This is a genomic window from Collinsella sp. AM29-10AC, assembly GCF_003469085.1.
Taxonomy (GTDB): domain Bacteria; phylum Actinomycetota; class Coriobacteriia; order Coriobacteriales; family Coriobacteriaceae; genus Collinsella.
This window is the reverse complement of sequence record NZ_QSKB01000028.1, coordinates 1-18,766: the sequence shown is the minus strand read 5'-3', so window position 1 is coordinate 18,766 and position 18,766 is coordinate 1. Positions and strand designations below refer to the sequence as shown.

The 18,766-nt window shown below is 58.6% G+C and carries 11 protein-coding genes and 1 tRNA gene; 5 read left to right on the top strand and 7 right to left on the bottom strand.

The features are described 5' to 3' along the window. Positions 1-75: 75 nt before the first annotated feature. Positions 76-2,343 (top strand): glycogen/starch/alpha-glucan phosphorylase, encoded by a 2,268-nt coding sequence (locus DW754_RS09025; RefSeq protein ID WP_117759385.1) that lies wholly within the window; start codon positions 76-78, stop codon positions 2,341-2,343. A gap of 455 nt (positions 2,344-2,798) precedes the next feature. Here the strand turns inward: DW754_RS09025 and DW754_RS09020 are convergent, their stop codons facing one another. The 5 genes from DW754_RS09020 to DW754_RS09000 form a co-directional block, all read right to left on the bottom strand. Beyond that, positions 2,799-3,998: an ABC transporter ATP-binding protein gene (locus tag DW754_RS09020; RefSeq protein WP_055252176.1), complete on the bottom strand. Its 1,200-nt coding sequence runs from the start codon at positions 3,996-3,998 to the stop codon at positions 2,799-2,801. A 68-nt stretch (positions 3,999-4,066) separates the two neighbouring features. Beyond that, on the bottom strand, positions 4,067-4,906 hold the full coding sequence (locus DW754_RS09015; protein WP_117584245.1) for a carbohydrate ABC transporter permease: 840 nt from the start codon (positions 4,904-4,906) through the stop codon (positions 4,067-4,069). Then, positions 4,906-5,760, bottom strand: a complete 855-nt coding sequence (locus DW754_RS09010) for a carbohydrate ABC transporter permease (RefSeq protein WP_117759387.1) — start codon at positions 5,758-5,760, stop codon at positions 4,906-4,908. The genes DW754_RS09015 and DW754_RS09010 overlap by 1 nt, the downstream gene beginning before the upstream one ends. 87 nt (positions 5,761-5,847) lie before the next feature. Then, a complete protein-coding gene (locus DW754_RS09005) occupies positions 5,848-7,164 on the bottom strand; it encodes an ABC transporter substrate-binding protein (RefSeq protein WP_117759389.1) in 1,317 nt (438 codons plus the stop codon). A 306-nt stretch (positions 7,165-7,470) separates the two neighbouring features. After that, complete coding sequence (locus DW754_RS09000) at positions 7,471-8,190, bottom strand: GntR family transcriptional regulator (RefSeq protein ID WP_055252172.1); 720 nt, start codon at positions 8,188-8,190, stop codon at positions 7,471-7,473. Positions 8,191-8,414: 224 nt separating this feature from the next. Here DW754_RS09000 and DW754_RS08995 point away from each other — a divergent pair, with 224 nt between their 5' ends. From DW754_RS08995 to DW754_RS08980, 4 genes are all read left to right on the top strand, one after another. Beyond that, the gene (locus tag DW754_RS08995; protein ID WP_117759391.1) at positions 8,415-10,865 is read left to right on the top strand and encodes a PTS transporter subunit EIIC; all 2,451 of its coding nucleotides are present in this window, start codon (positions 8,415-8,417) and stop codon (positions 10,863-10,865) included. 127 nt (positions 10,866-10,992) lie between these two features. Beyond that, positions 10,993-12,006 carry a polyprenyl synthetase family protein gene (locus tag DW754_RS08990; protein WP_089573618.1) on the top strand — a complete coding sequence of 338 codons (1,014 nt, stop codon included), beginning with the start codon at positions 10,993-10,995 and terminating at the stop codon, positions 12,004-12,006. A gap of 139 nt (positions 12,007-12,145) precedes the next feature. Next, complete coding sequence (locus tag DW754_RS08985; protein ID WP_187361857.1) at positions 12,146-13,051, top strand: peptidoglycan-binding protein; 906 nt, start codon at positions 12,146-12,148, stop codon at positions 13,049-13,051. Between the two features lie 38 nt (positions 13,052-13,089). Then, positions 13,090-13,164, top strand: a tRNA-Gln gene (locus DW754_RS08980). A gap of 875 nt (positions 13,165-14,039) precedes the next feature. Here DW754_RS08980 and DW754_RS08975 read toward each other — a convergent pair. Both DW754_RS08975 and DW754_RS08970 read right to left on the bottom strand, forming a co-directional pair. Continuing rightward, the gene (locus tag DW754_RS08975; RefSeq protein ID WP_117759393.1) at positions 14,040-16,229 is read right to left on the bottom strand and encodes a hypothetical protein; all 2,190 of its coding nucleotides are present in this window, start codon (positions 16,227-16,229) and stop codon (positions 14,040-14,042) included. Positions 16,230-16,412: 183 nt separating this feature from the next. Further along, on the bottom strand, positions 16,413-18,302 hold the full coding sequence (locus DW754_RS08970) for a carbon starvation protein A (RefSeq protein WP_117759395.1): 1,890 nt from the start codon (positions 18,300-18,302) through the stop codon (positions 16,413-16,415). Between the last annotated feature and the right edge of the window lie 464 nt (positions 18,303-18,766).

Below are 18,766 nucleotides of genomic sequence, written 5' to 3'. Positions count from 1 at the left end.
CGAGGCCACTCCAATCCCCTCGCGCGGGCTTCTTTTGAATTTCTGACATGTCGTCAACTCGCCACAGGAGGAAACATGCCCTGTATCAATCTTGCGGATCTTGCCGAGCAGTCCTTTGGAACTTCGCTCGAGCAACTCGATGACCGCCGCATTTACAAACTGCTGGTCAAGCTCGTGCAGGAGCGCTCTGCTGCCTGCCCACTCAACAATGGCAAGAAAAAGCTCTACTACATCTCTGCTGAGTTTTTGATTGGAAAACTGCTGATCAACAACATGATCGACCTTGGCATCTATGCCGAGGTTAAAGACCAGCTCACCGCTGCCGGCCACGACCTCAACAAGATCGAGGAGTTCGAGGTCGAGCCGTCGCTCGGCAACGGCGGCCTGGGCCGCCTGGCCGCATGCTTCCTGGATTCCATCGCCACGCTGGGCTTGACCGGCGATGGCGTGGGCCTCAACTATCACTACGGCCTGTTCCGTCAGCGCTTTGTCGACAACCAGCAGAAGGCCGTCCCCGACGAGTGGCTCGGTGAGCAGGACATCCTAGTCGACGACGACCGCTCCTACACCGTCGAGTTCGGCGATTTTGCCGTTACCTCCAAGCTCGTCAACATCGACGTGCCCGGTTACGGCCAGCCCACCAAGAACCGTCTGCGCCTGTTCGACCTGGCGAGCGTCGACGACGGCCTGGTCCCCGGCAGCTCCATCGACTTCGACAAGACCGAGATCGCCAAAAACCTCACCTTGTTCCTCTACCCCGACGATTCCGACGAGCAGGGCCGCCTGCTTCGCATCTACCAGGAATACTTCATGGTGAGCAACGCCGCCCAGCTCCTGATCGACGAGGCCATCGAGCGCGGCAGCAACCTGCACGATCTGGCCGACTACGCCGTGGTCCAAATTAACGACACGCACCCCACCATGGTCATCCCCGAGCTCATTCGCTTGCTCACCACCGAGCATGGCATCGAGTTTGACGAGGCCGTGACCATCGTACGCTCCATGGTCGCCTACACTAACCACACGATTCTTGCCGAGGCGCTCGAGAAGTGGCCGCTCGTCAGCCTGCAGAAGGTCTCCCCTGCCATCGCCGACATTATCGTCAAGCTCGATGAGATCGCGAAGGCCGAGCACGATGACCCGCGCGTCGCCGTCATCGACGAATACGACACCGTCCACATGGCCCACATGGACATCCACTTTGGCTTCTCCATCAATGGCGTAGCCGCCCTCCACACCAAGATCCTGGAGGACACCGAGCTTCATCCGTTCTACGAGATCTATCCCGAGAAGTTCTCCAACAAGACCAACGGCATCACCTTCCGCCGCTGGATCCATGGAGCCAACCCCGCGCTCGCCAGCCTGCTCGACGATGTAATCGGCACCGACTGGCGCAGCACCGGCGATCTGAGCAAACTCGCCAAGTTCGCCGACGACAAGGACGTTCTTGAGCGCCTGGCCGCCACCAAGGTCGAGGCCAAGGCCATCATGCGCCAGTTCATGGCGCTCGAGCAGGGCGTGACCATTCCCTCCAACGCCATCATCGACGTCCAGGTCAAGCGCATCCACGAGTACAAGCGTCAACAGATGCTCGCGCTCTACATCATCTGGAAGTACTTCGATATCAAGAACGGCAACAGGCCTAAGCACCCCGTCACCATCATCTTTGGCGGCAAGGCGGCGCCTGCCTACACTATCGCGCAGGACATCATCCATCTGATCCTGACGCTGTCGCAGTGGATTGCAAACGACCCCGACGTGGCTCCCTACCTGCAGGTTGTCATGATCGAGAACTACAACGTCACCGCCGCCGAGCGCGTGATCCCCGCCGCTGACATCTCCGAGCAGATCAGCCTGGCCTCCAAGGAGGCGAGCGGCACCTCCAACATGAAGTTCATGCTCAACGGCGCCCTAACCCTGTGCACGCTCGACGGTGCCAACGTGGAGATTGCCGAGCTCGTGGGCGACGAGAACATCTATACCTTTGGTGCCTCGTCCAAACAGGTCGAGCAGCTCTACGCCGACGGCACCTACAACGCCGGTGCGCTCTACCGCAAGCCCGGCATTAAACTGCTGGTGGACTTCATCACCAACCCGGCCTTTATGGCAACCGGCAACGCCGAGCGCCTGCAGCGCCTGCACGACGACATTAAGGGCAAGGACTGGTTTATGGCCCTGCTCGACATTGAGGAGTACATCCAGACCAAGGAGCGCGTGCTGGCCGACTACGAGGACCAGGACGCCTGGATGCGCAAGGCGCTCATCAATATCGCCAACGCCGGCACCTTCTCGTCCGACCGTACGATCTCCCAGTACAACGACGAGATCTGGCACCTGAGCTAATTCGGTTTCATCGCCCATCCTCTTGAAAACGGAGCCACGGCAACGCGGCTCCGTTTTTTGTGCCCGCACGTTACCCTGTGATCCGACTCGGCCAAACAATCTCGATCCATAACAACTACTCAACCAAAACGGTCCCAGCTGTTACAGATTGAGACATACCGGCCCCTCCCCTTGGGTTTATCTCAATCTGTAACATCTAGCAGGTGAAATTCGCCTTTGGTGTTACAGATTTAGATGAAATGGTTAGCTCAGCGGAACCGTCTCGATCTGTAACATCTAACGTCCGAAATCGGCCCTACCTGTTACAGATCAAGACAAACTGACAGACGGAAAGCCCCAACACAAAGAAAGGCTCCCCTCTCGCCCAGTGGACGGGAGGGGAGCCTTATATGTGACCACGGCAAAAGGATGGCAAAGCCGCAGTCGCCCAAAAGGAGGGCCTGATTGGATCGGGCCTAGATAAGGTTCTTGCCAGAGACCTTATCGAAGAGGTGGGTCGCGTTCTTCTCGAACTTGAACCAGATGGGGTCGCCTGCCTTGAGCGCGCCCTTGGCCTCAAGGTCGACAACGGGAATGATCAGGACGAACTGGCCATCGGGAGCGGTCACGTGGACATGCTCGGTCGAACCCATGAGCTCGGTCACCTCGACGGTACCCTGGAGCGCGCCCTCCTCGTCCTTGTCGGCAAGCAGAATCTGCTCGGGACGCACGCCGGCCGTGATCTCCTTCACGTCGCCGCCGTCCCAGTTGAGAGCAAGCTGAGCGCAGGTCTCGGGGGCGAGCGCCACGTTCATATCCTCGGTCTTGACGGTAAAGCCGTTGCCCGAGCGCACCAGCTGGGCATCGAAGAAGTTCATCTGCGGCACGCCGATAAAGCCGGCGACGAAGATGTTCGCGGGATGGTTGAAGACCTCCTGCGGGGTGGCGATCTGCTGGACGACGCCGTCCTTCATGACCACGATACGGTCACCGAGGGTCATAGCCTCGGTCTGGTCGTGAGTAACATAAATGAACGTGCCCTTGATCTCGTGGCGCAGCTTAATGAGCTCGGCACGCATCTGGTTACGAAGCTTGGCGTCCAGGTTGGACAGCGGCTCGTCCATCAGGAAGACCTTGGGGTCTCGCACGATGGCGCGGCCGATGGCGACGCGCTGGCGCTGGCCACCCGAAAGCGCCTTAGGCTTACGGTCGAGATACTCGGTAATGCCCAGGATCTCGGCAGCAGAGCGAACCTTGCGGTCGATCTCGTCCTTGGGGACCTTCTTGAGCTCGAGCGTAAATGCCATGTTCTCGTACACCGTCATATTGGGGTACAGAGCGTAGCTCTGGAACACCATGGCGATGTCGCGGTCCTTGGGCGCCACGTCGTTGACGCGCTTGCCGTCGATGAGCACGTCGCCCGAGGTAATGTCCTCCAGGCCGGCGACCATGCGCATCGTCGTGGACTTACCGCAGCCAGAGGGGCCAACGAGGACGATGAACTCCTGGTCGTGAACGGTGAGGTTGAAGTCCTCTACAGCGAGCACACCGTCCTCGGTAACCTTGAGGTTGTGCTTCTTCTCCTCGGTCTTCTTCTTTTTGCCAAAGAAGCCCTTCTTTTTTGACTCGTTGTTGGGATACACCTTCTGAACATGTTTGAGAACGATCTCGGCCATGTCTCTACCTTTCGATACGCGGCGCCGCGCTGAGGGGAGCCGCCAAAACTTGCAAAACAGTTACGGCATCAGCCCTTGACGGCACCTGCCACAACGCCGTCAATGATGTACTTCTGGCAGAAGATGTACATGATGACGATGGGGATGACGACCATCATGATGCATGCCATCATGGGGCCGAGCTCGACGTGGCCATAGCCGCCACGGAAGTACTGGATCAAGATAGGAATGGTCTTGTACTTAGTGGAGTCGAGCGTAAGGTAGGGCAGCAGGTAGTCGTTCCAGACCCACATGGTCTCGAGGATGCCGACCGAAAGATAGGTGGGCTTCATGATGGGAAGGACGATCTTAAAGAACACCTGGACCGGGTTGCAGCCGTCGATCATGGCCGCCTCTTCGATCTCGAGCGGGATGTTCTTTACAAAGCCGGCGAACATAAAGACCGCGAGGCCCGCGCCAAAACCAAGGTAGATGAAGCAGATGTTAAACGGCGTGTTGAAGCCGATGCGGTCCGCCAGGTTGGACAGCGTAAACATGAGCATCTGGAACGGTACAACCATCGAGAACACGAACAGGTAATAGAAGAAGTTCGAGATCTTGCTGTTGACGCGCACCACGTACCAAGCGCACATGGAGCAGCACACCAGAATCAGCACGACCGACGTGACTGTGATGATGAGCGAGTACATAAACGCCGAGGCAAAGCCCTGCTCGTTCAGAGCGTGCACGTAGTTTGCGAGGCCGTTGAACGTCTCGGGCGTGAGCAGATCGAACGCCGTGGTGGTGCTGATTGCGGTCGCTTTCTTAAAGGAATTGAGCGCAATCATGAACACGGGGTAGATCCATGCGAGCGACAGGATCGTAAAGAAGATCGAGAGCGCGCGGTTGATAGCCTTATCGCGTTTCATTACTGCTGCACCTCCTTGGACCTCGTGGCCTTAAGCTGGATCATAGAAATAGCGACAACCAGGATGCAGAAGATAACTGCCTTGGCCTGACCGATGCCCTGCCATGCGATGCCAGCACGCGAATAGAACGTGTTGTAGATGTTCAGGGCGAGCATCTCGGTGGAGTGCGCCGGGGCGCCACCGGTAAGGGCGAGGTTCTGGTCGAACAGCTTAAAGCCGTTGGTGATGGACAGGAACAGGCAGATGGTGATGGTCGGCATCAGGTTGGGGATCTTAACCTTCCAAAACGTCTGCCATGCCGTAGCGCCATCGACCTTGGCGGCCTCGATGTAGTCAGACGGAATGGACTGCAGACCGGCGATGTAGATGATCATCATGTAGCCGACCTGTTGCCACAGGGTCAGGATGATAAGGCCCCAGAAGCCAGCGGCGGAGTTGAGGGCGATAAGCTGGGCACCCACGTTGGAGAGCAGGCAGTTGATCAGAATCTGCCAAATGTAACCCAGTACAATGCCGCCAATCAGGTTAGGCATAAAGAAAATCGTACGGAAGATGTTGGTGCCCTTGAGCGCCTTGCGAGTGAGCGCCTGCGCAATGGCCAGCGCGATCACGTTGATGAGCACCGTCGACAGGAAGGCAAACGCCACGGTAAAGAAGAACGACGTGGCAAACTGCGGATCGGACAGCGCGCGCACGTAGTTCTCGATACCGACAAAGTGCGCGTTATTGATGGTAATAAACTGGCAGAACGAGAGATAGAAACCCTGGATAAAGGGAATCACGAACCCGATCATAAACGCCAGGCACGTGGGCAGCATAAAGAGCGGCCACCAGCGCTTGAGTGCTTTGCCCATAGAAGGGTCCTTTCAATATGCAGGGGGCGGGCAAACCTACGTCTGCCCGCCCCCTGTCGCTAATCAGATAGCTTGGGCAGCAACTGCTTACTCGGAAGCAGCCTTCTCGGTCTTCCAGCCATCGACGAAGGCGTTCTTGACGCCGTCCCACTTGGTGTTGTCGGCAGCATAAGCGATGAGAGCCTGCTTGAGGTTCTTCTTCCACTCCTCGGAGGGGATGTAAACGAAGTCCCAAGCGACGGTCTTCTTGCCGTCCTTGGCCATAGCAACGGCCTGCTGAGAGAAGACGTTGGTGGTCTCCTTAGCGCTCTTGAACGGGGCGGTCAGACCCATCTTGTCAGCGATGATGCTGGTGGCGGTGTCAGAAGTGACGCACCAATACATGAAGTCCTCGGTGGCCTTCTGGGCATCCTCGGAAGCCTGGGAGCTGACGCACCAGTAGTTCTCGCCGCCGGAGCACAGGCCCTGGTTCTCCTCGCCGTCGACGCCGATGTAGATCGGCAGCATGCCGAGCTGGTCGTCGGCCATACCGGCCTTGGTGAGGTCGGCGTAGGCCCAAGAGCCGTTCTGATAGAAGACGGCCTTGCCGGTTGCGAACTCGTTGGTGGCGTCGTCACCGGTCTTGGAGGCGAGCTGCGAAGGATCGCAGGTGGAGTCGGTGATGTACAGGTCGAAGATCTGCTTAAAGTTGTCGAGATACTCGCCCTTGATCTCGTCGTCCTCCTGATTGTGCTCCTTCTCGAACTCGTAGTAGAGCGGGAGGTTGGCGAGGTGCGTGGTGTAGCGCCAGCTGGAGGAGTCATCCATACCGGCGGAAGTGAAGGCACCGTCAACGCCGAGCTCGTCCTTGCGGGCCTGGATGTCATCGGCGCAAGCCTTCAGCTTGTCGAAGGAGTTGATGTCCTCGGCCTTGTAGCCGGCCTTCTCGAGGAGCTCCTTGTTGTAAATGATGCCGTAGCTCTCCTGAACCCAGTCGATACCCAGATCCTTGCCGTCGGACTGCAGCGCCAGGGAGTCGTCGATGAGCTCGCCGCGGAGCTTGGTGTCGGAAAGATCGGCGCAGTAGTCCTTCCAGTTCTTAAGGCCGGTGGGGCCGTTGACCTGGAACAGCGTCGGAGCGGAGCTCTTGGACATCTCGGACTTGAGCTTCTCCTCGTAGGTGTTGGAGGCGGCGGTCACGATCTTGACCTCGACGCCCTTCTCCTTCTTGTACGCCTTGGCGATCTCCTTCCACTCCTTGTCGACCTCGGGCTTGAACTGGAGGAAGTAGACCTCGGCAGCGTCACCAGAAGCAGAGGAGCCAGAGCCGGCAGAACCACCGCAGCCCACGAGGCCCAGACCAAGAACCGCAGCCGCGGAACCAGCAAAGCCCAGGAACTGCCTTCTGCTCATTTCGTTCTTCATTACAATCCACCCTTTCACACCGTGGCGGCACCCTTTGCCGCCGCCTTCGGAGATTGGCTCGGGGACTTTGCCCCTTTTGCTGACTTGTACAATACGCTATTTGGCTAGTTGTTTGAACAAGTATTACTAGAGCGGTAGAAAAACTTCGGTGAACGGTAATTTCGACTTGATACTTGACAAGTTTTGTATAAACAATTATTTGTTATCGAATGCAGAGAAAACGCCCGATCAAGCCGATGCATCGTCGGTTTGACCGGGCGTTTTCGCTTTGAGGGCATGAGTCTCGTCAGGCTGCGAGCTAGCCGGCTATCGCTTGGAATTGACGCGGTAATGGAAGATCTCGGGGTGTGTGCGGGCATGCGTGACCTCGAACAAGATGCCGTCCGAGGTGTACGACTGGCTCTCCATAACGGCGACGCAGTTGTACTTGCCGAGGTCCAGATAGCTGCAGTCTTCATCGTTGGCGAGCTCGACACTCACCGTACGACGGCTCGCCATCACTTTGACGCCGCGCTTGTGCTCCAGATAGCCGTAGATAGAATCCGCCGCGATCTCGGGGGTCAGGCCCTTGGCGATCGACGCCAAAAAGTAGCCATGGTCCACTTGGCGCGCGCTGCCGTTGAGGCTTCGGACACGCACTACGCGAATCAGCTCCTCGCCCACCTTAAAGCCCAGGCGACGTGAGAGTTGCTCAGTGCAAATCAAATGTTCAAAAGACTTGACCTCGGTCGATGCGACGGCATTGTTGCGTTTTGCGAACTCGCCAAACGACTCAACCTCTTCGAGTGCGCCCAGCATGTCGGTTTCGCCCTTAAGCCAAATAACGCGCACGCCCTTACCGTGTATAGGCTGCACAAACATCTGGTCGGCCAGCATGCTCAAGGCGCGTCGAACGGTATTGCGCGTGCAGCCAAACTCCGCGGTCAGCTCGGCTTCGGTTGGCAGCATCTCCTGAAACGCATAGGTCCCGTTGATGATGCGCGAACGGATCTCGCGGTAGATTCCTTCGTAAATCGCTTTTGGCATGATTTCACCTCTAATGAATATGTATGGCTAGGCACGATAGCATTTCTTAAAGTTGTTTAAACCGATTATCGGTAAAGCACGGATTATTTACCGTCGACGGTTCCCCCGAAACCCAAATCGGACCGAATCAAAACCGTCAATGCGGCAAGCAGCCAGTCCTCTACAATGAGTTCATTGTTTAAACGTTCTTGCTCGCACAGCATGTTGCATCCGAAAGGCATATTATGCTGCAGAAAATCCAACGTTTTGGCGGAGCCATGTTCGCGCCCGCCATGCTGTTTTCTATATCAGGCCTCATGGTCGGCATCTCCGCCCTCGCAACGACCGTGGATATCGTCGGCGACCTCGCCGTATACGGAACCCCCTGGTACGTTTTCTGGACTATCATTCAGCGCGGCTCGTGGACGGTCTTTAAGCGCCTTCCACTCCTTTTTGCCGTAGCGCTGCCTATCGGCCTTGCCCAAAAGCAACCGGCACGCTGCTGCCTCGAGGCGCTCGTAGCCTATTTTGCCTACTGTTTCTTTTTGAGCGAGATCATTAAGCTGAGCGGAGACAACCTTGGGCTTAAGTACCCGTCGTTTTTGACCTCCGCTAGCGGCATCACCGTCATCGACGGCATCAAGACGCTCGACACCGGCATTATCGGCCCGCTGGCGGTGTCGGCAACCGTCGTCGCGATCCATGACCGCTTCTACGATGCCAAGGTTCCCGATTGGCTCGGCACCTTCTCGGGTTCCTCGCTGGTCTACCTCATCAGCTTTTTTGCCGTGTTTGCCCTTGCCGCCATCTCGGCCGCCATCGTGCCTTTCGCATACGCTGTGACTGAAACGCTGCGCCACGCACTTGCGGGCGTCGGCCCCTTCGGCGTGGGCATCTTTGTGTTTTTGGAGCGAGCGCTCGAGCCCATGGGGCTGCACCATCTGCTCTATATGCCCATCTATTACGACAATCTGGTCATTCACGACGGTATTTACGCCACGTGGACCAACCTGCTCCCCATTCTCTCCCATAGCACGCGCCCTTTAAATGAACTTGCGCCCTGGGCAGGTTTTACCGCCACCGGCTGGGGCAAGCTCTTTGGCCTTCCCGCCATCGCGGCAGCATTCTATTTCACCGCCAAACCCGAACGCCGCGCCGGCCTTAAGGTCATCCTTTTGCCCGCCATCGTCGCCTCGGTGGTCTGCGGCGTCACCGAGCCGCTCGAGTTTCTCTTTATGTTCACCTATCCCGGACTCTTTTTGCTCTACGCCGTCCTGTCCTCCTGCCTTGCCATGACCATGAACTTCTTTGGCATCGTCGGCATCTTCTCGGGCGGTCTCATGGAAATGACGGCCTTCAACTTCATCCCACTCATGCGAATGCATGCCGGCTCCTACCTTTTGGCGCTCGGTATCGGTCTGATGTTTAGCGCTGTCTTTTTTCTGGTCTTCCGGGGCCTCATTCTGGCTTTCGACCTAAAAACCCCAGGCCGCGAGGATCATATCGCCAGCGATGCGGCGCTCGCACGTCTGACGGGAAAAAGCTCTGCCAAAGAAGGCGCGGCCCAAAACGGCACCGACAACCAATCATCCCAAGATCATCTGCTTGCTGAGCAAGTCGTTGCGCTCTTGGGTGGCGTTAGCAATATTGTAGGAGCGACCAATTGCGCCACGCGTCTGCGCGTTGAGGTCGCAGAACCTTCCGTTGTCGCAGACAACGCAGCCTTCGTCGCGGCGGGCGCCAAGGGCCTCATCATTACGGGCAAGACCGCCCAGGTGATTATTGGCATCTCCGTTCCCCGCGTTAAAGAGCATTTTGACCAGATCATGGGCCTCGAGCCGGGATTTGCGCCCACCACCTCGGCCTCCCCTGCCGCCAGCGCAGCCCATAAGCGCGGCGATATCTGCTTCTTCGATATCGACGGAACACTCGCCTGGCAAGACCCTCGAGTGGCACAAGAGCTTCCCGAGAGCGAGCGAGACCTCTCCCCCTATCCCAATGAAGCGGTCTCGCAAGCCATCCGTGATTTTGTCGCCAAGGGCAATATGGCGTTTATCTGCACAGGGCGCACGCTGAGCTGCATCCATCCAAAGCTGCTCGAGCTGCCCTGGACCGGCATCGTCTGCCTCGCGGGTGGCTATGTCGAACTTGAGGGACACGTGATTCGCGATTTGGCGATGACGCCCGGCATGCTGCAGCGCCTTGCTCCCATTCTTGAGCAATCGGACGAAGTGATTCGTTTTGAGGGACTCAATGGCGTCGTTCGCATGAGTGCCGATGCGCCCGACGCCCCGGGATACGCCCGCACCGTGGGCGATGCAATTACGCAGCTGCAACATTACAGCGCCTACAAGATCTTAATGTCCACGTCGCTTGCCAACCGCATCGCTCAGGATCAAGCGTTTGAGCCGCTGCTCTGCTTTAACGAGCTCGAGCTCGAAGTGACCGAGATTTCGCCTCGCGAATGCACCAAGCGCGAGGGTATCCAGTCCGTACTCGACGCCCTCGATCCCCACCACGGAACCGTATACGGCATCGGCGACGCCAGCAATGACGTCTCGCTGATGAACGCCGTCGACGTTGGCATCGCCATGGGCAACGCACCGGACTTCCTCAAGGAAAAGGCCGACTATGTCACCGACAGCATCGACCACGACGGCGTCGTCACCGCGCTCGAACACTTTGGGCTTATCTAGCCAAGCCCCTACCGCACTTGCGGCCGCATGGACCAATCGTCTTCAACCGCCGCGCTCGACGCCCTAATGTGGCAATATGTTGTCTACATAATGCAACGATGCAACCTATCAAAGAATGCGAGAACCCGTGTCCAGTCCGTTTACCAGCTTTTTAGCCCAGCACTTTGACCAGATTAACGACTATCTGGCCACGTTCTTTGACGGACAGGCGACTTCCGCCGATATCGAGCGCTACCTGTATACCCCGCTCTCGGCATTTACGGCAAACGCTGGCAAGCGCCACCGCCCGCTCATCTGCATGCTCGCCGCCACTGCGGTAGGCGGCAGCTTTGAGAGCGCCCGCAGCGCAGCGGCGGCCATCGAGCACTTTCAGTCGGGCGCACTCATCCACGACGACATCGCCGACAACGGGCAGATTCGTCGCGGCAAGCCCTGCATGCACCTTACCGAGGGCACCGGTCTTGCCATCAACTGCGGTGACCTGGCGCTCACCATGGTCACCAAGACGGTTCTCGACGACCCCACGCTCAACGCAGACGTGAAGCTTCGCGTGCTCCACGAGCTTACCGAGATGATCGTCCGTACCATCGAGGGCCAGGCGCTCGACCTGGGCTGGGTCCGCGACGGGCGCTTTGACATTTCGGTCGACGATTATCTGGACATGGCGACGCACAAGACCGCGTACTACAGCGGAGCGACGCCGCTTGCCGCCGGAGCCATTATCGGCGGCGGCAGCGAAGAGCAGATTGAGGCACTGCGCGCCTTTGGGCTGCACACGGGCCTTGCCTTCCAGATTCAAGACGACCTGCTCAACTTGATCGGCACCAAGGAGGCCGCCAACAAGGACTTCCGCACCGATATCACCGAGGGCAAGCGCACCCTCGTTGCCGTGCATGCCCTGTCAGACGAGCGCTATCACGACGAGATCGAGGCAATCCTTTCCTCGGGCACCGAGGACCCTGCGCAGCTCGCACGCGCCGTGGAGATCTTCCAGGAGACCGGCTCCATCGATTACGCCCACACCTATGCGCTCGACCTGACCGCTAAGGCCAAGGCCGCTATCGAAGGCGTCGAGCTCGACCCGCATGCGCGCGAGCTCTTCCTCTCAATGGCAGATTTCTTTGTGGAGCGTCTTAACTAGCGGGGGTCATAAAACCTGTGGGCAGCGCGTTTGGGTACAAGTTGCTACACTGTTGAGTGCATGTTTATGCATTGTCTCGCGTTGTCTATCCGACACGCGCTCAAAATAGTACGAATGGTACGCCGAAAGGGGTTCGTTCATGGAACCTATTACCACGGGCATGCAGGGAGCAGCCGTCGAGGATGTTCAGTCCCGCCTTCTGCAGCTCGGCTATACAATCGATGACGCCGAGGTTGTCGACAAGCGCTTTGGCACCACCACCGAGCAGGCCGTCAGCACCTTCAGGCTCGACAGCGGCCTTGCTGCCGGTCATGCCGTCGATATCCCCTGTTGGAGCGCCCTGGTCGACGCCTCGTATAAGCTGGGCGACCGCACCCTGTATCTGCGCATGCCCAATTTCCATGGCGCCGATGTGCAGGCCCTGCAGCGCGCTCTCAACGTTTTGGGCTTTGCCTGTGGCGAAGACGACGGCTACTTTGGTCCGCATACCGAGGCCGCCCTGCAGCAGTTCCAGGAAAATGTCGGCCTGTTTGCCGACGGCATGGCCTTCCAGGACACCTACGCCTACATCAACCGCCTGCACCATGTGTGGGAGGGCAAGCCCTCGGTCACCGAAGCCGAGTCCCGCATCGGTTTTGCTCGCGCCGCCAACGTGCTCGAGCGCTTCCAGATCGCCGTTATCGGTGAGGACCCCATCGCACGCAGCGTTGCTTCGCGCATGTGGAACATCGCCACGGCAACGACCGACAACAGCGGCATGATGCTCTGCGACTCCGAGGTCCCAACCGACGTTGACCTGGTGCTCGAGATCGCAAGCGACGAGCTGCCCGCCGACGCCGCGCCACGCGCCACGATTGCCCTCGCCGAGTGCCACAACCTGGCCCAGCGCATCCGCACCGCCAATGTCGCCGCGCAGCAGAAGCCGGCTCGCATTCGCATTGAGCTCACGGGCATGACGCGCTACAACGGCACCTTCACGGCCAGCGACGCGCAGACGCTCGCCGTACGCCTACTCGACGGCGTTTGCGATGCCCTCGCAGATTAGGTAAACTAGACGAGTTGCTTTTGGGCAACACCACACATTGGGACGTAGTTCAACGGTAGAACTCCGGTTTTTGGTGCCGGCTGTTGGGGGTTCGAATCCCTCCGTCCCAGCCATTAAAACTGAGCGCCCTAAGCCCATAACGGCCCAGGGCGCTTTCTTGTGGGCAAGCGGAGGAATTCGAACCCGCAAGGGTGCGGAGCTGAGGAAACGCGAAGCGTTTTCCAGCGCAGCACGCAAGGAGCGAAGCGACGCAGCGGGGCGCGGCCGCCGACCAGGCGGACGCGGAATCCCTCCGTCCCACACCAGCCAAGAGCCCCTCACGTCAAGCAAATCGAGCCAACGCCGCCAAGCGGAGGGATTCGAACCCGCAAGGGTGCGGAGCGATGCAGCGGGGCGCGGCCGCCGCAGGCAGACGCGGTGTCGGCACTTGGGGACGCTCCTAAGTGCCGGCATTATAGGAACGTCCCCAAGTGCCGGCTCGGGACTATTTTCGAGGACCCTCCGAAGGACTGTGGCCAAAAAACGGCAAATATGAGTACTGTCACCGTTGTAGCTACATTATTTTCGTTAATAAAAGAAGATCTTAATGAGATTTATTCGCATCAAGGTCTTCCTTTAATGAACACTTGAGGAGATACGGCAGCTTATCTGCTCGATCGACACGTCAAATCACCTTAAATGTGGTCAAAATTACTGCTACTAAAAGAGTATCAGTACTCATATTTGATGTTTTTTGGCCACGGCTCTTTATAGACACCCTGCACAGCGACGGTGGTAGATTTCGGAACGTGTCCGTCAGCCCCGTTCCGAAAAGCGAGCCGCGTGCAACGGCCAAGCCACGACAGCCCCCGGGAGAGCGGGGACACCGGCTTAGGTTTATCGCGAGTTCCGCACGAACAGGAGGCCACTTAATGTGGCCTCCGTCGTGAGCAGGACTGTAGAGCAGGAAACCTAAGTCGGTGTCCCCGCTCTCCCGGGGCCGGCGGAACTAATTGTTCAGCATGCGGTCGAAGCTTCCCGAGTCGCCATCCCGATAGTCGGCGGTCATCAGAATCTCCTGCGGAATGCGTCCGCCCTCGCGCAGCACGTTGCGGAACTGTACGCGCGTGACCATGGGCAGATCCTTGATCGTCGCCGCCAGGTTCTGCGGCACACCCTGGTTGGCAGCCGCGGGCTCGCACTCTCCGCCGGCCTTCACGCGACGCTTGTGCTCGGCGAGCATGGCACGATACATGCCGGCATGCAGGCGAATCTCAACCACATTGGCGTTACGGGTCTGCTCGACAATGCGCGCACCTTCTCGATCGATATCGCCCACGTAGTAGACATAATTAAAGCGATAGCCGATCTCGGCCAGATAATCATCCAACGCATGCGAGACGCTCGCCTTGCAGCCACCGCCAAAGATCACGCCACCCACCTTGGTGCCAAAGAGCTTAGCGTGCTTGCGGCCGCGCAGGAGCTTGACGATCTCGTCATAGGTGTCCAGGTTCTCGACCATAATGAACGGCTTGTCGGCGCCCAGCGTAAAGAAACCCGTAAAGTGCACGGGGCGGTTAGGGGCGACCTTAATCGCCTGCATGCTGATGCCTTTTTCGGTCATACGCCGAATCAGGCGCTCGCCGTGCTTGCCGTCAAAGGCCTTCTCATCGTTAAAAATCTGGTAGGCGCGCTGGCGACGCGAAGCGACCGGCGTGTCGGCACCGCGATTCTGCTCAATCCAAGCCTGGATGATCGCAATCTCCTCGGCAATCTTGCGGTTGGACATCTCGTTGTGCTGAGTGCGCTGCGGAGCCTTTTTGCCGTCCTTGCCCTCGACCTTAACAATTTGAGTCTGCTGCTCCTTAATCTTGGAGAGCGCCATTGGCGTAGGAACGACCTTGAGCAGCTGTCTGCCCAGGACACGGGCCAGAGCAAACGCCGAAACCTCGCCATGAGCGGACGGCTCAGGCTGCTGGGCGGCCGCATCGTTTGCAGTCGGTTTGGGCTGCGTCTGGGATTTGCGCTTGGAATCTGCCTGAGCTTTGCGCTCTTGCTTTGGCGCGGACGAGCTCTTTTGCGAACGTTCGGGCTCGTCCCCCTTCGCCGGCTGGCGCTTGGGCTGCCCCACCGGGGCCTCTGCCTTCGCATCCTTGTTTTGCGTCGTCGCCTTCTCGGCCACAGTCTCGGCATTTGAGCCACGCCCGCCGCGGTGACGACGACGGCGGGGCTTGCTCGAAGCGCTCTCCCCCGCCTGCTTATCAGCGGACTGTTGAGCTTTGACCTCGGTGTCAACCGCAGACTGCGACTCGGAAGGTTGCTGCTCGCGAGCCACCGGCTCAACGGTTTTCTCGGTTTGTTCGGCCTTATCGGCCTGAGCGGTCGAAGCCGGCTCGCCCTTCTCCTGTCGCTTTACGGGATACGCGCGTCCCGCAAAACCGCGACCGGGACGGCACGAACCCGGAGCCCTTTTGGCAGACTCCTCAACATCGTCTGCAACCTCGGAAGGCTCTTCAACCTCATGCGCGACATCCTGCTGCGCAGCCTTAAAGTGAGCACCGCGGCGACGCTTGGGCTCTTGGGCCTCCACGGGCTTTTGCTCCTTCGCGGGCTTCTGCAACTCAGCAGCAACCTCGGTCTCAACAGCCTCGGTATCGAGCTCATCCTTTTGAGCCACGGAGCGACGGAAGCGCTCCTGCTGGGCACGGCGCTGCGCATCGCGCTTGCCGCCCCCGCCAAAACCGCCGCGGCCGGCCTTGGCCGTAAAGGCGCGAACGACGTTCTCATCGAGCAGCTCATCGGTATCGATATGCTCGCGCGAAGCTGTTTCTACCGAAGCGGGCGCCTCGACAACGTCCTCGACGGCCTCTTCGGCAGCCTCGGCAAGCTGCTCCTGGACATCGCGAATCTCGGCATGAATGGTATAGAACGCCGGGCGCCCGTTAATGCCGCTGCCCTCGATCTTGGTAACGATCTTTGCCGCGATGAGCTCATCGCGCATCGCCTTGGTGTCACATTCCTTATCGACGGAGCGGAAAATCTGAGCCAGCGCGCTCGACTTGATCTTGAGTGCCTTGCGGCAGAGCAGGTCGTAGGCAACCAGCTTGGCGCGCTCGGCAGAAAGCGACGTCTGGCTGCTCAGACGCTCAGCCAGGGCATCGACATTGTTTTGGTTATCGGAATATACCGTCTTGGCCACGGGGCCCCTTTCATATGTACACATATACGTCTATATGGTACAACGCACGCCCTTATCCACGCAAAACATCTGCGAGAACACTCGGGCGTCGCCCGCTTTTGCATGAAAAAAGACCGGGCCCGCGCAGTCGCGGACCAGGTCTTTCCGAGTCATATGGATGGAACGGTTAGCTCATCAAGCTGACTAGGCCTTGGCAGCCTCGGCGTCGATGGGAGCCTCGGCGGCGGCAGTGCGGCCATACTCGGCCTTGCCCATCTCGGACCACTCGGGCTCCTCGTCGGGCATGGAACCGGCCTCCTTGCCGAAGAACTCCTTGAGGCAGTTGACGGCAACGATGAGGCCCAGGACCATCAGCAGGACGGCGAAGACGAGCTGCAGGCCCTTGGTAGCGGCGACGGAGACGGCGGCCGTGGTAGCGGTAGCCGGGATGGTGCCGAAAAAGCCGTAGGCCTGGACGGCGGTCATGCAGCCCATGGCGCTCTGGACCAGCGAGGTGAAGGTGCAGCAGAGCAGGAAGGCGACGGGCACGTAGAGCATCCAACCCTTGCGGCCGGTGCACTTGCAGAACACGGCGAGGGTGATCATGGTCATACCGCCGAGCAACTGGTTAGAAGCACCAAAGAGCGGCCAGATATTGGCATAGCCACCAAAGGCGAGGGCGAGGCCAGGAAGCAGGGTAACGACCGTGGCGAACCAGGGGTTGCCGAGGACCTTCATGTAGCCGGCCTTGGACTCGATGGCCAGGGCGTCATTGGTCTGGGCAAAGAACTCGGAGAACGAGGTGCGAGCGATGCGGGCGACGGCATCGAGCGAGGTCAGGGCCAGAGCGGAGACGTTCATGGTCATGAAGACGGTTGCGAGCGTGCCGTCAACACCGAAGGCCTGCATACCGCGGGAGATGCCAGCGGCGAAGATCTGGAACGGGGTGGAAGCGACACCGGCGTTAAGGGCGCCGGTACCGGCGGTGTTCATGTCGGAGAACATGATGCCGGCGACGATGATGGCAAGGATGCCGACGAAGGACTCGACGATCATGGCGCCGTAACCGACCTTGACGGCGTCCTGCTCCTTCTCGACCTGCTTGGAGGAGGTGCCGGAAGAAACGAGGCTGTGGAAACCGGAGAGAGCACCGCAAGCGACGGAGACAAACAGGACCGGGAACATCATGCCGGAGGCAGTGAAGAAGCCGGTGAAGACCGGAGCGGTGATAGTGGCCTGACCGTTGACGCCCAGGACGACGATGCCGAGGACAGCGCAGGCGATCATGACGATCATCATGATGGAAGTGAGGTAGTCACGCGGGGTCTTGAGCATCTGGATGGGCATAGCGCCAGCGAAGACCAGGTAGACCATGACGACGGCAAACCACTGGAACTTATCCAGGTAGACCGGGAACTGCATACCGACGGCGAACATGAGAACCATGAGGACCACACCGGTGACGAACTCGGCGGCGCCGGTGAGGTTGAACTTCTTCTGGGCCCAACCAAAGGCGATAGCGACGAAGGTGAACAGGATGGAGATGGTACCAGCGCAGCCGGCGGCATAGGACTTGGTGAAGTCGATGGCACCGGTAGCAGCACCAGAAGCGTCAACGGCCGGGGTGAACATGAACGTCTTGCAGACCATGTCGGTGAAAGCGGCGATGACGATGATGCAGAACAGCCAGCAGAACAGCAGGAACAGGCGACGGCCGGTCCTGCCGATGTACTTCTCGATGAGCTGAGCCAGGGACTTGCCGTTGTTCTTCATCGAGGCGTACAGGGCGCCAAAGTCGTGGACGGCGCCAAAGAAGATGCCGCCGACGAGGACCCAGAGCACGACGGGCAGCCAGCCAAAGGCCATGGCGACGATCGTACCCGTAACAGGGCCGGCACCGCAGATCGAGCTGAACTGGTGCGAGAACGCGGTGAAGGCAGAGACGGGCGAGAAGCTCTTGCCGTCCTTCATGCGCTTGGCCGGCGTGAGGGCCTCTTTGTCAACGCCCCACTTGTTGGCCAGCCATCGGCCATAGCCCAGATAGCCGCAGGCGAGCACCGCCGCGGCCACAACCATGAGCAAAACTCCGTTCATTACATTTCCTCCTCTAAAAAGAACTTCTCAGACATAAAAAATGAGGGCCGTCGGTTGCGCTCGACGGCCCTCATCTTCATCAGCCGCCCGTTATCGTACGGGCTAGCTGTATGTGCTAACCCGCATCAGATAATTACTACGCTGATAATGTTTAGCTGATGCGTGAACATGTCTAAAAAATCCTCTTCAATCATGATGCGAACGATCCGTGCGCGTTCACATCCCCCAGTGGTTGAAAAAGGAGTATGAAACTTTAGTTACCTAAAGTCAACGCAAATTTGTAATGAATTTTCAACTATTTTTGAATTTCTCGGTATAAAACGCCATTGACCTCGGACTTTACCCAACAAAAGTTTTTGCATGAGAGATGCCCCTCGGGAGCGGGCGGGCGTATACAAGGTTTCCTGCTCTACAGTCCTGCTCGCACGGAGAGCACATTAAGTGCTCTCCGGCTCGTGCGGAAC